This window comes from Marinimicrobium sp. (assembly GCF_002695945.1).
In the GTDB taxonomy this organism is placed as follows: domain Bacteria; phylum Pseudomonadota; class Gammaproteobacteria; order Pseudomonadales; family Cellvibrionaceae; genus Marinimicrobium; species Marinimicrobium koreense.
Genome location: NZ_NZQP01000068.1, coordinates 1 through 13,865 on the forward strand (window position 1 = coordinate 1; position 13,865 = coordinate 13,865).

General features: G+C 61.5%; 12 protein-coding genes. 10 read left to right on the forward strand and 2 right to left on the reverse strand.

Translation table 11 applies throughout. The features are described 5' to 3' along the window. Positions 1 to 174: 174 nt before the first annotated feature. Together gatA and gatC are read right to left on the reverse strand one after the other, a co-directional pair. Complete coding sequence (gatA, locus tag CMG77_RS15140) at positions 175 to 1,629, reverse strand: Asp-tRNA(Asn)/Glu-tRNA(Gln) amidotransferase subunit GatA (RefSeq protein WP_286905061.1); 1,455 nt, start codon at positions 1,627 to 1,629, stop codon at positions 175 to 177. A gap of 101 nt (positions 1,630 to 1,730) precedes the next feature. Beyond that, a complete protein-coding gene (gatC, locus tag CMG77_RS15145) occupies positions 1,731 to 2,018 on the reverse strand; it encodes an Asp-tRNA(Asn)/Glu-tRNA(Gln) amidotransferase subunit GatC (RefSeq protein WP_286905063.1) in 288 nt (95 codons plus the stop codon). Positions 2,019 to 2,402: 384 nt separating this feature from the next. Between gatC and CMG77_RS15150 the strand changes: the two genes are divergently transcribed. The 10 genes from CMG77_RS15150 (at position 2,403) to CMG77_RS15195 (ending at position 13,808) form a co-directional block, all read left to right on the forward strand. Beyond that, positions 2,403 to 3,437, forward strand: a complete 1,035-nt coding sequence (locus CMG77_RS15150; RefSeq protein ID WP_286905064.1) for a rod shape-determining protein — start codon at positions 2,403 to 2,405, stop codon at positions 3,435 to 3,437. Between the two features lie 62 nt (positions 3,438 to 3,499). After that, a complete protein-coding gene (gene mreC / locus CMG77_RS15155; protein WP_123637890.1) occupies positions 3,500 to 4,387 on the forward strand; it encodes a rod shape-determining protein MreC in 888 nt (295 codons plus the stop codon). Next, positions 4,380 to 4,871: a rod shape-determining protein MreD gene (gene mreD, locus CMG77_RS15160; protein ID WP_123637889.1), complete on the forward strand. Its 492-nt coding sequence runs from the start codon at positions 4,380 to 4,382 to the stop codon at positions 4,869 to 4,871. The genes mreC and mreD overlap by 8 nt, the downstream gene beginning before the upstream one ends. A gap of 49 nt (positions 4,872 to 4,920) precedes the next feature. Next, complete coding sequence (locus CMG77_RS15165) at positions 4,921 to 5,541, forward strand: Maf family protein (protein ID WP_339618727.1); 621 nt, start codon at positions 4,921 to 4,923, stop codon at positions 5,539 to 5,541. Beyond that, on the forward strand, positions 5,538 to 7,004 hold the full coding sequence (gene rng / locus CMG77_RS15170) for a ribonuclease G (protein WP_123637887.1): 1,467 nt from the start codon (positions 5,538 to 5,540) through the stop codon (positions 7,002 to 7,004). The genes CMG77_RS15165 and rng overlap by 4 nt, the downstream gene beginning before the upstream one ends. Before the next feature lie 82 nt (positions 7,005 to 7,086). Further along, positions 7,087 to 9,390: a YhdP family phospholipid transporter gene (locus CMG77_RS15175; protein ID WP_286905067.1), complete on the forward strand. Its 2,304-nt coding sequence runs from the start codon at positions 7,087 to 7,089 to the stop codon at positions 9,388 to 9,390. Next, positions 9,377 to 11,062: a YhdP family phospholipid transporter gene (locus CMG77_RS15180; protein ID WP_286905069.1), complete on the forward strand. Its 1,686-nt coding sequence runs from the start codon at positions 9,377 to 9,379 to the stop codon at positions 11,060 to 11,062. Before CMG77_RS15175 ends, CMG77_RS15180 begins: the two co-directional genes overlap by 14 nt. Position 11,063: 1 nt before the next feature. Beyond that, positions 11,064 to 11,624 (forward strand): peptide-methionine (R)-S-oxide reductase MsrB, encoded by a 561-nt coding sequence (msrB, locus tag CMG77_RS15185; RefSeq protein ID WP_123637885.1) that lies wholly within the window; start codon positions 11,064 to 11,066, stop codon positions 11,622 to 11,624. Between the two features lie 169 nt (positions 11,625 to 11,793). Beyond that, entirely contained in the window at positions 11,794 to 13,248 is a 1,455-nt protein-coding gene (locus CMG77_RS15190) for a phospholipid carrier-dependent glycosyltransferase (RefSeq protein ID WP_286805940.1), read from the forward strand. A 2-nt stretch (positions 13,249 to 13,250) separates the two neighbouring features. Then, a complete protein-coding gene (locus CMG77_RS15195) occupies positions 13,251 to 13,808 on the forward strand; it encodes a PA14 domain-containing protein (protein WP_286805939.1) in 558 nt (185 codons plus the stop codon). Positions 13,809 to 13,865: the final 57 nt, after the last annotated feature.

Genomic DNA, 13,865 nt, shown 5'->3' on the forward strand with positions numbered 1-13,865 from the left:
CGCTTCGCTTATCCGCCCTACGCCCGGCTCCGCGCTGCGTCGACCAATGGCGAACGGAAAATATCGCCTCCGCTGCAATTACACGTTACGCCCCCACAAAGAACGTCGCGTTTTGGCAACGGCGGATGCGCTGCGCTTATCCGCCCTACGCGAAGCTACGATCCCGTTTTCCGGCTATTCGATTCCGGGCGCACTCTGCTGGTGAAAATCCGTCGCCTGTTGGAACTGGTGGGCGACGTTCAACAATTTGCCTTCGGCGAAATAATTGCCAATCAACTGCAGCCCCACCGGTTTGCCATACACCTGGCCGCAGGGGATGGATAGGCCGGGTAGGCCCGCCAGGTTGGTGGGGATGGTGAAGACGTCTTCCAGGTACATGGACACCGGGTCTTTGGTTTTTGAGCCAAAGGCGAACGCCGGTGAGGGCGATGTGGGGCCGAGGATGACGTCGACTTCGCTGAAGGCGTCGACAAAGTCCTGTTTGATCAGGCGGCGCACTTGCTGAGCCTTGTTGTAGTAGGCGTCGTAGTAGCCGGCGGACAGGGCGTAGGTGCCTACCAGGATGCGGCGTTTGACTTCTTCGCCGAAGGCTTCGCTGCGCGAGCGTTCGTACAAGTCGTTCAGGTCTTTCGGGTTTTCACAGCGATAGCCGTAGCGCACGCCGTCGAAGCGCGACAGGTTGGCNGAGCACTCCGCCGGGGCGATCACGTAGTAGGCGGCGACNGCCAGGCCGGAGTGGGGCAGGCTGATGGTTTTGATGCTGGCGCCGAGGCTTTCATAGACTTTNATGGCCGCTTCTACCGCTTTGGCGGTGTCCGGNTCCAGNCCGTCGGTGAAGTATTCTTTGGGNACGCCAATTTTCAGGCCGTCGAGAGGCTTATCCAGCTCGGCGGTGTAATCCTCCAGCGGNTGGTCCACGCAGGTNGAGTCCTTGGGATCGAAGCTGGCCATGGCGTTGAGCATCAGCGCGGAGTCTTCNGCGGTGCGGGTCAGGGTGCCGGCCTGATCGAGGCTGGAGGCGAAGGCGATCATGCCCCAACGGCTGACCCGGCCATAGGTGGGCTTGAGGCCNGTGAGGCCGCACAGGGCCGCNGGCTGGCGGATGGAGCCGCCGGTGTCGGAGGCGGTGGCGCCGGGGGCCAGGTGGGCGGCCACCGAGGCGGCGGAGCCGCCGGAGGAGCCGCCCGGCACGCAGCCGGTGTCCCAGGGGTTTTTCACTGGCCCATAGAAACTCGTTTCGTTGGAGGAGCCCATGGCGAACTCGTCCATATTGGTTTTGCCCAGCATGACCGCCCCNGCCGCTTCGTAATTGTCGACGATGGTGGCGTTGTAGGGGGCAATGAAGTTGTCCAGCATTTTGGAGCCGCAGCTGGTACGCACGCCGGTGGTACAGAAGATGTCCTTGTGGGCAATGGGTACGCCGCACAGCGCGGGCGCATCCCCNTGGGCCAGCCGCTCGTCGGCTTTGGCGGCCTGGGCNAGGGCCCGCTCTTCGGTCAGGGTGATGTAGCTGTTATAGGTCGGGTCCAGGCGCTGGATGCGGTCAATATAGTGCCGGGTCAGCTCGGTGCTGGAAAACTCCCGGTTGCGCAGTCCCTGAACCAGTTGGGCAATGGTGTGTTGGTGCATTGCGATTTACATCCTCAAATAAGTGTCTGGGCTCAAGCCGCTTNAATGGCGCAGGGCGCTATAGAGGGCGGGCCGGTCAAAGGTCGGGCCGGGCGCGGCGATCATTCGATGACGCGGGGCACCAGGTAGAGCCCGTCTTCGGTCGCCGGNGCAATGGCCTGGAAGTGCTCGCGCTGATTGGGCTCGGTCACCTGATCCGCGCGCAGGCGCTGGGTGGCNTCCAGCGGGTGGGCCATGGGCTTGACGCCTGTGGTATCGACCGCCTGCAACTGGTCGACCAGATTGAGGACGTCAGAGATGCGCTCGGTGACTTGANCGACTTCATCGTCGGAAACAGCGATGCGCGCCAAATGCGCCAGCTTGGCGATGTCGGAAGAGGCGATGGCCATCAAGATGCTCCAGATTGGTGTGGCTCCGGGTCAAAAAGTGCTCAACCGGTGGCCAAAAAGGTCCAAAAGTTCGCGTTTGTGCAATAAGCCGCTAAAGTTATCACATTTGCGCCTTGCCCTAAATCCCTGCCGTTGATAGAGTGCCAGCATCTGCGCCGACGCTTCGGGCCCGCTCATGGGCCGGGCGCCCGCCAAGCCGCGTCGGGTAAAGCTGTNCAACCTCGTGTAAACTGCTTGAGCCGCGAGTGAATTCGCAGGCGGGGTGTCGGTCTAACCGNCGTCCGGACCNGGTCTGGCAGCACGGCGGACCATCCGAAAGAATTTTAGGCAGCAGGTCGGTTCCGGCCTGCTGCGAGACAGAACAATATAGGGTTGCGTGAACCAATGTTAAAACACCTGCGTGGAGCCTTTTCCAACGATCTTTCCATAGACCTGGGTACCGCCAATACACTGATCTACGTACGCGGCCGGGGCATTGTCCTGGACGAGCCGTCGGTGGTTGCCATCCGCCATCACAACGGCCACAAAATTGTCGAGGCCGTGGGCACCGAGGCCAAGCGTATGCTGGGTCGTACCCCCGGCAACATTACCGCAATCCGCCCCCTGAAAGACGGTGTCATCGCCGATTTNCANGTCACCGAGAAAATGCTGCAGCACTTCATCAAAAAGGTACACGAGGCGAGCTGGTTCCAGCCCAGCCCCCGGGTTCTGATCAGCGTTCCCTGTCTGTCGACCGAAGTGGAAAAGCGGGCCATCCGCGAATCCGCCATGGGCGCCGGTGCCCGGGAAGTGCGCCTGATCGAGGAGCCCATGGCNGCNGCCATCGGNGCCGGTCTGAAGGTNTCGGAAGCCAGNGGCTCGATGGTGGTTGATATCGGTGGTGGTACCACGGANATNGCCGTGATCTCCCTTAACGGCGTCGTTTATTCGGATTCCGTGCGCATCGGCGGGGACCGGTTTGATGAAGCCATCGTCAATTATGTCCGCCGCCATTACGGCAGCGTCATTGGTGATGCCACGGCCGAGCGGATCAAGCAGGAAGTCGGCTGTGCCTTCGCCGGCAGCGAAGTGCGTGAAATCGACGTGCGTGGGCGCAACCTGGCCGAAGGGGTGCCGCGCAGTTTTACCCTGAACAGTGANGAGATTCTGGAAGCCCTGCAGGAGCCGCTGGCGGGCATTGTCCAGGCGGTGAAGAGCGCCCTGGAACAGTCCCCACCGGAGCTGGCGGCCGATATTGCCGAGAGTGGCGTTGTCCTGACCGGCGGTGGTGCGCTACTGCGCGACATCGATCGCCTGTTGTCCAACGAAACCGGTCTGCCCTTCATTGTGGCGGAAGATCCGCTGACCTGCGTGGCACGCGGCGGTGGCCTGGCAATGGAAATGATGGACAAACGGAATATCGATCTGCTGTCTTCCTGACGGGTTGCTGGGCCCAGAGTTAACGGGATCCACACTGAGCGGGAGAGGGTGTTATTAAAACGCTGTTTACCAAAGGCCCGGCGGTTGCCTCGCGTGCGTTGTTCTTCAGCGTGGCGGCCGTCGGCCTCATACTTGTCAGTCTCTACACCGATTGGCTGGGGCCGGTGCGCGCCCAGCTTGGTGCCGTCGCTACCCCTTTCTATTGGGTGACCAATCTGCCCCAGCGCATCGGAGCCTGGGGCGATGATACCTTTGCCAGCCGTCAGGCGCTGAGCGAGGAAAACGAAGCCCTCAAGTCCGAACTGCTGATTCTCCAGCGCAAATTGCAGCAAATGGCCGCTCTGGCCGCCGAGAACGTGCGCTTGCGTCGCCTGCTCGGTTCCAGTGACATGCTCCAGGATAACGTCCTGGTGGCGGAGCTGGTGGGAGTTTCCCCCAATCCACTGAGCCACTCCGTGGTCATCAATAAAGGCGCCCGAGACGGCGTCTATATGGGGCAGCCGGTGCTGGATGCCTTTGGCCTCATGGGGCAGGTGGTGGAGGCCAACCCGGACAGCAGCCGGGTGCTGTTGATCACGGACACCAGTCATGCGCTGCCGGTGCAGGTCAATCGCAACGGCGTTCGCGCGATTGCCGAGGGCACCGGGCACATCAACCGCCTGCGCCTTCGCCACGTATCCAACACCACCGATATCCGGGTCGGCGATCTGCTGGTCAGCTCCGGGCTGGGGGACCGCTTCCCGGTGGGTTATCCGGTGGCCGAGGTCGAGCAGGTGGTCCGGGATCCCGGGCAATCATTTTCAACGGTCATCGCCCGCCCTATGGCGCGCCTTGACCGCAGCCGACACCTGCTGTTGGTCTTTGCTGGCGGCGCGTCCGAGCGCAGCGGCGTCGAGCAACCCGCCCCGGAGCTTCCGCTTGAAGAGGCCGAGGGCGAGGCCAATGATTGATCTGACCCGGGGCCACAATCGCTGGCTGGTGCTGGTGGCTCTCTTGCTGGCCCTGACGTTGGCGGTTTATCCGCTGCCTCTGGATTGGCGCTGGTGGCGCCCGGAGTTTGTCATGCTGGTGGTGGTCTATTGGGTGTTTACCCTGCCCGATCATGTCAGCCTGACCCAGGTCGCTCTGCTGGGTCTGATTCAGGATCTGGTGGAGGGTACGCCACTCGGACAGCATGCGCTGGGTTTGGTGATCGTAACTTACATTGCGCTGCAATCCTATCGCCGGTTTGGCAACTACGCCCTCTGGCAGCAGGCCTGTTGGGTGTTTGTCCTGGTCGGCATTGCCCAGATGACCAGCAATTGGGTTCACAGCCTGGCCGGGGGGCATGTGTCAGGCCTGCAGTTCCTGTACCCGGCACTGGTCAGCGCGGTGCTATGGCCTCTGGTCCACATCGGTTTTGGGGGTCTGCGTCACCGCTACCGCATCCAGTAGCAGGGGCGCCAGTGCTGGCCCACACAACAGACGCAGGAGAGATGTGACAATGACGGATCTGTATCTGGCATCCCAATCCCCGCGCCGCCGCGAGTTGCTCGGTCAATTGGGTGTGCAGTTTGAGCCCCTGACGCTGTCGGTACCGGAAGAGCGGGGGGTGGATGAGCCGCCGGCTCAGTACGTTGAGCGTCTGGCGCTGGAGAAGGCCCGGGCGGGTCTGGCCCTGCTTGGTGAGTTGGGGCTGCCGGCGGCGCCGGTGCTGGGGTCCGATACCATCGGGGTCTGTCTGGGAAAGGTGCTGGAAAAGCCCCTCGGGCGTGACCATGCCCTGACCATGTGGCGGCTGATGTCCGGGCGTGAGCACCAGGTGATGACCGCCGTCGCGGTCTGCTCGCCGGAGCGCGAAGCGGTCTGCCGCGTTACCACCACCGTCTGGTTTCGGGCCCTCGACGAGCGCGAGATGGAGGCCTATTGGGCCTCCGGCGAGCCCCGTGATAAAGCTGGCGGATACGGCATCCAGGGCCTGGGCGGTGTCTGGGTGGATCGAATCGAAGGTAGTTACAGTGCGGTTGTGGGTCTGCCAATGGCTCAGACCGCCGAGCTGCTCAACCAATTTCAGGTGCCTTGGTGGGGCCATCCCGCCGGCGTACCCAAAGGCGAGCGTCCATGAGTGAAGAACTACTGATCAATGTCTCTCCCGTGGAAACCCGGGTGGCCCTGGTGGAAAACGGGGTAGTCCAGGAATTACACATCGAGCGCAGTCACGGCAAGGGCTACGTCGGCAACATCTACAAAGGAAAAGTGGTCCGGGTGCTACCCGGCATGCAGGCGGCGTTTGTGGAAATCGGGCTGGCCCGCACCGCCTTTATTCACGCTTCGGATATGGCCGAGACGGATGACGATGAGGGTCGCCGCGGAGAGGTGCCGGACATCCGTGCTCTGGTGCGCGAAGGCCAAACCCTGCTGGTGCAGGTCAGTAAAGACCCCATCGGCACCAAGGGCGCTCGCCTGACGACCAACCTCAGTCTGTCTTCCCGTTATCTGGTCTACATGCCCAACAGTGCCCACATCGGGGTGTCGACCCGCATTGACGATGACGCCGAACGTCAGCGGCTGCGCGGACAGGTCGAATCGCTTGCCGAGGAGGCCGGTGTGTCCGGTGGCTTCATCCTGCGCACCGTGGCCGAGGGCGTCGGGGCGGACGAGCTGCGCAATGACATCGACTTCCTGCAGAAGCTGTGGCTCGATTTTCAGGATAAGTGCACCAATGCCCCGGTGCCCAGCGCCATTCACACCGACATGCCGCTATTTCTGCGCGCCCTGCGGGATCTGGCCCGGGCACCGATCGAGAAAATCCGGGTGGATTCGCGCATGAGCTGGACCCAGATGCGCGAATTCGCCACCAGTTACTACCCTGAGCTGGTGGATCTGATTGAATGCTACAGTGGCGAACGCCCTTTGCTTGACCTGTACGGTGTTGAGGATGAAATTGCCCGGGCGCTGGACACCCGAGTGCCGCTAAAGTCCAATGGTTACCTGATTGTCGAGCAGACCGAAGCCATGACCACCGTGGATGTGAACACCGGTGCGTTCGTGGGGCGGCGCAATCTGGAAGAGACCATCTTCAAAACCAATATGGAGGCGGCCAGTGCGATTGTGCGACAATTGCGGCTGCGCAACCTCGGGGGGATCATCATCCTCGACTTCATCGATATGAAGGACCCGGAGCACGAGCGTCAGGTGCTGCGGACGCTGGAAAAAGCCCTGGAAAAAGACCACGCCAAGACCAGCATCACCGGGGTGTCCGAGCTGGGGCTGGTGGAAATGACCCGCAAGCGCACCCGGGAATCCCTCGGCCAGATGCTCTGCGAGCCCTGCCCGCTGTGCTCGGGGCGGGGCCTGGTCAAGTCGGCCGAGACGGTGTGTTATGAGATTTTCCGGGAAATTCTGCGCGAGGCGCGCGCGTACGATAATGACAAGTTCCTGGTGCTGGCCTCCCAGTTGGTGGTGGATCGCCTGCTCGATGAAGAGGCGGCTTACGTGGCCGATCTGGAGGCCTTTATTGGCCGCACCATTGAATTCCAGGTCGAGAGTCTGTTTACCCAGGAACAGTACGACATTGTGCTGGTCTGATGATCAACCCGGGTAGAGAGGCAGATTCTGGCGCCCCGGCCGTTCCGTCGACCGGTTTGAGGAAACCCTCAGGTATGTTTCGGTGTTAGCTTACCTACTGAAAAAATTTTACATCCTCTGCGCCGTGCTGATTATCGCCCTGGCAGTGGTGGTGCAGTCAGGGCGGAGCCTGTTTCCGCTCCTGGCCAACTACGACCGGCAGCTGACGGAGTATCTATCGGAGCAATTGGATCTGTCCGTGTCGGTTGGGCGCCTCACGGCCGACTGGCAGGAGCTGAAACCCAGCCTCACCCTTTACGAGCTGAGTGTCAGTGATCAGGAGGGGCGCCCCCTACTCAAGGCCGACCGGGTCCTGCTTCGACTGAANCTGGTCAGCAGCGCGCTGGAAGGGCGACTGGCTTGGGACAAGATCGTGCTGCGTCGCCCCCAACTNTCCCTGTCCCAGGGGACCGATGGGTATTGGGGNCTGCCAGACTTCGTCNCCGATCAGGAGCGCCCNNCCGCCGATGAACCGCTCGCGCCAGACGATCTGCTCACCCTGTTCGAAGTCGGCACNCGNGTCGAGCTGCTNGATGCCAGTATTGNCCTGTCTTTTGCCAGNGGTCACCAGCAGACCTTCTCCGCCCCGTACNTGTTACTGGAGCATGAGGGGGACTTCCACCGGCTCTCCTTGCAGGTGGACCTGGAAGGACGGGACCGTGCCCTGGTGGCCATTCTCGAAGGCCGGGGCGATCCGCGAGACCCGAAAAACTTCCATACCGAAGGCTATCTGAACCTGCGNGACTTCCCCACCCTGGAGCCCCTGACCGCGATCGGTGGCATTCTGGTGGGCGAAAGCGAACATCGTGACTGGTACCGGGAAGGGCGAATGAACGCCAGCCTCTGGTTCTCCAGCCAGGAAGACGGTGGCGGNTACGACTGGGTCGGCAATCTGGGGCTGGACGACGTNGCTCTGCCGTTGGAAGAACTCACACTGGACCGGGTCAGCGCCACCATCGGCGGCGAATGGCGTCGCTCCGGTCGGTGGCAGGTGGCGTTGCAGGATCTCTCGGCGGAATGGCGCGATCGGGCNCTGGAGCCGCTGCAGGTCTCCGTGTCCACTGCCCGGACCAACGCTCCGATCCACTGGATGATCGATCACATCGATCTGCGCTACTGGACCACCCTGGCGGACCAGCTTGGATTGCTGGGGGACGGTCGCCTGCAGGAAGTGGTGCGTACCCTCAATCCCCAGGGCGACGTCCGGCATCTGCAGCTTACGGTGCCCCAGGACGACTGGCGGGGTTGGGAGCTGATGGCCGAGCTGGGAGACGTAGCCGTGGAACCCTGGCAGGGCGTTCCGGGCCTGAACGGTGTGACCGGGTTTGTCGAGGCCANTCAGCNCGGNGGCCATGTCGATCTGGATAGCCGCAACGGTTTCGAGATGTTCTTTGCCAAAACCTACGACGAGCCCATGNCGTATCANAGCGCCCGCGGTCAGGTCGCCTGGCACTTGCGGCCGGANGAGAANCAGATTTACGTCAATAGCGGGCCGCTGTCATTGCGNGGGCCGGGNGAGTCCGCNACGGGCAGNATGTGGTTGTCGCTGCCCTGGGAGCGNAACACCGGTGANATCGACCTGTACCTGGATATCCNTGGCGAGGACCTGANCGCCAANGNGTACGACAAGTACCTGCCCAAGGTGGTCCCGGCCTCGCTGACCGATTGGCTCNCTCGCAGCCTCGGTGANAATAACCCNGGCACNGCCCGCTCGGCGCACTTTCTGTTCCGTGGCACTCTGAACCGTCCGGGCCAACCGCGCGTGCGCAGCTACCAACTGGCACTGGAAATGGCCGGCGCGNACCTCAACTATCATCCGGACTGGCCGCCGCTCAGTGNCCTGACCGGTCAGCTCATGCTCGATAACAACCGGGTCGATGCCCGAGTGGAGCAGGCCCGGCTGTACAACAGTACTCTGGAAAATGCTCGGATTCAGGTGGCAGAGAACCCCGTGGGCNAGGGNCTGTTATTGAACATTGACGGACAGCTGCAGGCGCTGGCCAGTGATGGNCTGCAACTGCTCAGAGAGGGNTACCTGCGCCGATACGTCGGTGACAACATGGATGCCTGGAGCGTACAGGGCACCATTGATGCCGAGCTGGATCTGGCTATCCCCCTGCAACCGGATCAGCCCGGGGCCGCCCAACAGGTGGCGATGGATCTGACCTTGCCCCGACTGACCATGAACGACCTNAATTTGAGTGCANGGGATCTGTCGGGNCCNCTCCGNTACGACAATGAGCAGGGGCTGAGCAGTGAGGGNCTGNCCGGGGAGNTGTTTGGCGAACCGCTCACGCTCNCCATCGCCAGCCGGCAGGAGNAGGAANAGGTCGGTGACGGCCATTGATCTCAATGGTCGGGCCTCTGGCGCGGTGTTGGCGGAGTGGGCTCAGCGCCCTGCACTGCAATTTCTGGATGGCACATTTGCGTTCGGCGGCGAGCTGGAACTCAGTCATTACCGGGACCCCGAGCCCCATCGCGACCAACAGCTGGCGGCTTTCACGCTCAGCTCGGATCTGCGCGGAGTTTCGCTGAATGTCCCGGCACCGATCGGAAAGACGGCCGAGCAGACCCGGGAGCTTACCGCCAGCGTGATTCTGGGACGTCAGAGTGCGCAGGCCGAGTTGTACTACAACGATCATTTGCAGGCCCGGGCCCAGATTGATCTCGAGCGGCAACAATTGCAGCGGGTCAGCGTGGGCCTGGGGGTGCCAGCACAACTGCCGGAGGCTCCCGGCGTGCATCTGAGCGGCGCCATGGAGACGCTGGATTTGGAGGGATGGCAGGATCTGCTTCGTCGCTATCAGGATCTGGTCGCGGACGATGAACAGCCGGCACCGGAGACCGCCTTTGAGGGGCTCCCGGTCGAAGTGGACCTGGCGTTGGCCCGGTATTCACTGGGCCCATTGGAACTGGAAGAGATTGAGCTTGGGGCCGTCTCCACCGAGCGCGGCTGGCGCCTGACCTTCACCAACCCCGAGCTGGCGGGTGAACTCGACTGGGCGCCGGGGCAGCCTCTGGCGCTGCATCTGGCCCGGGTTGATCTGCCCCGGTCGGTGCTGGAGTCGGCCGTCGGTGCGACGGAGTTGGCTGACCCATTTGATCCCAGGAGCCTGCCCGAGGCCCAGGTCAGCATCGAGTCGCTCATGCTCGGAGGTGAGGATTACGGTCAGTGGGAGTTCCGGTTGGCCCCGGGAGATCAGGGGGTCATTGTCGATCAGTTGCAAGGCAGTATTCGCGGCCTGACCGTCACCGGCCAGGATGAAGACACGGGCGCCCGACTGCTCTGGTCGCAGGCTGAAGACACTCCCGAGCGGACCTACCTCGCCGCCAGCCTGCGCGCCGGCAACCTGTCGGAAGTGATGCAGCGCTGGGGGCAGTCCGATATTCTCGAAAGTGAATCGGCCAACTATCGGCTCGACATCAGTTGGGCCGGGGCGCCTCAGGCGTTTGATCTCGAGACGCTGGAGGGCGACGTCCGGTTCAACGTGACCTCTGGGCGCTTCAAACGCAATCCGGCCGCCGGTAGCGACGGCATTCTGCGGCTTTTTGCGGTGCTCAATTTCGACTCCCTGGCGCGCCGGCTGCGGCTGGATTTTTCCGACCTCTATCAAAGTGGTCTGGCCTACGACAGTATTGAAGGGCTCATGACCTTCGACAAAGGGACGCTGGTGTTTTCCGAGCCGGTGCAGGTACGCAGCCCCTCCAGTCGCCTGCAACTGGCCGGTCGCGCCAATCTGGTGGATGAAACCCTCGACACCCGGCTGATCGCGACGCTGCCCGTTGCCGGTAACCTGACTTTCCTGACTGCCGTGGCGGCGGGGCTGCCCGCGGCGGCCGGGGTATTTCTGGTCAGCAAGCTGTTCGAGAAGCAGGTGGACCAGGCAACCAGCATCAGTTACACCATTCGCGGAGATTGGGATGATCCGACCATCAAGTTTGATCGAATGTTTGAGGGTGGGGCTGGTCTAACGACAGAGAACGGCTCCACAGAGCCTCAATCCCCCGAGGAGCCCTGATATGCGCTACATCAATCAGCATCGAATTCTGGCCAGCCTGCTGCCCCTGACGCTGGGGCTGCTGTTGCTGGCGGCCCTGCCGGCGGCGTCCCAACCGGCCGTAGAGCAGGCCCGTGCCTGGATCAAAGCCGGCGAAAATCTGGAGCAGATCGACCAGAGCACCTGGCGTGAACTGCTGACCGACGAGCAGTACGACATTCTCTGGGAAAAAGGCACGGAGCGGGCCTACACCGGCGAGCTGCTGGATAACAAGCGAGATGGCGTCTACGTTACCGCCGGGTGCCGGATTCCGGTGTTCGACTCCCGGCACAAGTATGATTCCGGCACCGGGTGGCCCAGCTTCTGGACCGTCTTTGAGGACGACAATATCCGGCTCGAGGATGATTACAGTTGGTTTGGCCGCCGTCGGGTGGAAGTGCTCTCCGCCTGCGGCGAACACCTGGGACACGTGTTCCCTGACGGTCCGGAGCCCACTGGAAAACGCTACTGCATCAACTCCCTGGCTCTGGAATTCGTCCCCCGCGAGGAGTGGCAGGCCGAGCAGAGCCGCCGAACCGACTGACCGGCTGGGGCTCCTGTTTCCCGGCAGATTGTGATAACGTTCGCAGACCCTGAGGCGAGCGGACCCTAGACTGCCCGCTCTTTATGGAAAGCCGTGACCCAACGGTTGGGCCTGACAACGACACAATAAGATCATGTTGCAATCCATCGCTCGAACTCGGCGCTTTTGGGTGCCTGCTCTCGTTCTGCTGGTCTCGTTACTGGTGTACGGTGTGAACTACGGTTCGCCCAAGGCCATGTTCTGGGACGAAAACTATCATGTGACCTCCGGACAGAAATACCTGGACGGCACCCTGTTCATGGAGCTGCACCCGCCCCTGGGCAAGCTGCTCATCGCCGCCGGGGAAAAGCTCTTCGGAGGCAACGAAGACCTCGACAAAAGCCGCTTCAACCGCACCGATTACCTGCAGGGCTCCGCCGTCCCGGAGGGAATGAGCTACACCGGGTTCCGCTTCGCCTCGACCTTCCTGATGGCCCTGTCCGTGCTCTTTTTCTACGGTATTGTCTGGCGCATCACTCGACGGGTCTGGGTCGCCGCCGGTTTCAGCGCACTGCTGATTTTTGATAATGCGTTGGTGGTCCACTCCCGCGCTGCCATGCTCGAGGGCATACAACTCTTTTTCATCCTTGCTGCACTTTATTACTTTGTCCATGTGCTCACCAGGACCAGACCCATCCGCTTGCCCCAGTACGCCATTCTGGGGGTATTGGTGGGGCTGGTGGTATCGGTAAAACTCAACGGGGCGGTTCTGCTGCTGCTGTTTGTCATGCTCTGGGGCGTGGATCAGTGGGAGAACCTCAAGGCCTTTCGCTGGAAAGCGTTGCTGCAGCGACTCGCCACCACTGTGCCCTCGGCCGTACTGCCGTTGCTGGCTGTCTTTGCGAGCATTCTGTATGTGCATATTGCTCTGGGCGAAAACATTGTGGGCAACCGCACCTACAAGGCGTCGGAGCCCTACCTCGAAGAGGTGCGGGCCGGTCGCAGCCATAGCCTCAGCGCCTTCTATCACGGTTTTCAGGACAATCTGCGTTACATGCTGGAATACTCCGACGGTGTGGCCCGGCTGGACATCTGCAAACCCGGCGAGAACGGCAGTTACGCGATTGGCTGGCCCCTGGGGAACAAAAGCATCAATTACCGGTGGGATAAAAACACCGTCGATGGCGAAGTGCAGGTCCGCTACATTCAGATTATTGCCAACCCGATTGTCTGGTTTTCGGTTGCCCTGGGGGTGATCTTGTCCCTCGGGCTGGCGATCAGCCGGTTTGTCTACGGCAACCCGGTCAAAGACGAGCGCCAGTTTTACTGGGTCATGGCATTTACCACGCTGTATGCGAGCTACATGATCGCCATATTGCAGATCGAGCGGGTCATGTACCTCTATCACTACCTGGTGCCCCTGGTATTCGGCATGCTCAATCTGGCCATGTTGTTCACCTATATCTTCCGCGATGAGGTGCTCGCCAACCGGCGGCACACCATGGTGAACCTCGGGTTGTTTGTGGTGTTGGTGGTGGCGATGTTTGCCTACTTCTCCCCGTTTACCTATGGGCTGCCCATCAATGAAGACCAGTTCGAGGCGCGCAACTGGTTTCATCTCTGGCAAATGAACGTGGTGCGATGATCATGCGGACCTGGTGGAATAAAAATACCGTACTGACTTTGCTGCTCGCGCTGGTGGCTCTGGCTATCGTGGTGCGAATCACGCCGCCCTACGTTCCCAAAGTGGTGGGGCTGACGCTGGTCAAGAACAAGGAGGCCATCCGGCGCATTGACCAGGAGCGGGAGGTCGACTTCCAGCGCACCCTCTGGGTGGACCGCCTGGACCTGTCCCGAAAAAACCAGCTACGCCACACCAAGCTGGGGCAAATAGGCTATGCCGACAACTTCTTTGTGGATATCGATCATACCTTCGAGGTGCTGGTGCCGGGGGAGTATCGCTTTCTGATTGGCAGTGACGACGGTTTTATCGCCAAGGTGGACGGGCGGGAAATCTGTCGGTTCAACCGGGATCGAGGGTACCGCAAGCAGAGTTGTCGGGCGCGGCTGGATGAAGGTGAACACCGGTTTGAGCTGACCTATTTCCAGGGTGGTGGACACGCCGGTTTGACCGTGGAGTATCGGTTGAAAGACGGTACTCAGGCCTATTTCTTTGGTGAGGATTCAGAGTTGATGCGTTTCTGATACCCAGGGGGAGCGCGCATCATCAATGGGGCAATCGGGGATAAAAAAAGCCCCCGA

Excerpts from the sequence above, each read along its gene's own strand:
- mreD (WP_123637889.1), top strand. The coding sequence starts at position 4,380 with ATGATTGATCTGACCCGGGGCCACAATCGCTGGCTGGTGCTGGTGGCT.
- CMG77_RS15165 (WP_339618727.1), top strand. The coding sequence starts at position 4,921 with ATGACGGATCTGTATCTGGCATCCCAATCCCCGCGCCGCCGCGAGTTG.
- rng (WP_123637887.1), top strand. The coding sequence starts at position 5,538 with ATGAGTGAAGAACTACTGATCAATGTCTCTCCCGTGGAAACCCGGGTG.
- msrB (WP_123637885.1), top strand. The coding sequence starts at position 11,064 with ATGCGCTACATCAATCAGCATCGAATTCTGGCCAGCCTGCTGCCCCTG.
- CMG77_RS15195 (WP_286805939.1), top strand. The coding sequence starts at position 13,251 with ATGCGGACCTGGTGGAATAAAAATACCGTACTGACTTTGCTGCTCGCG.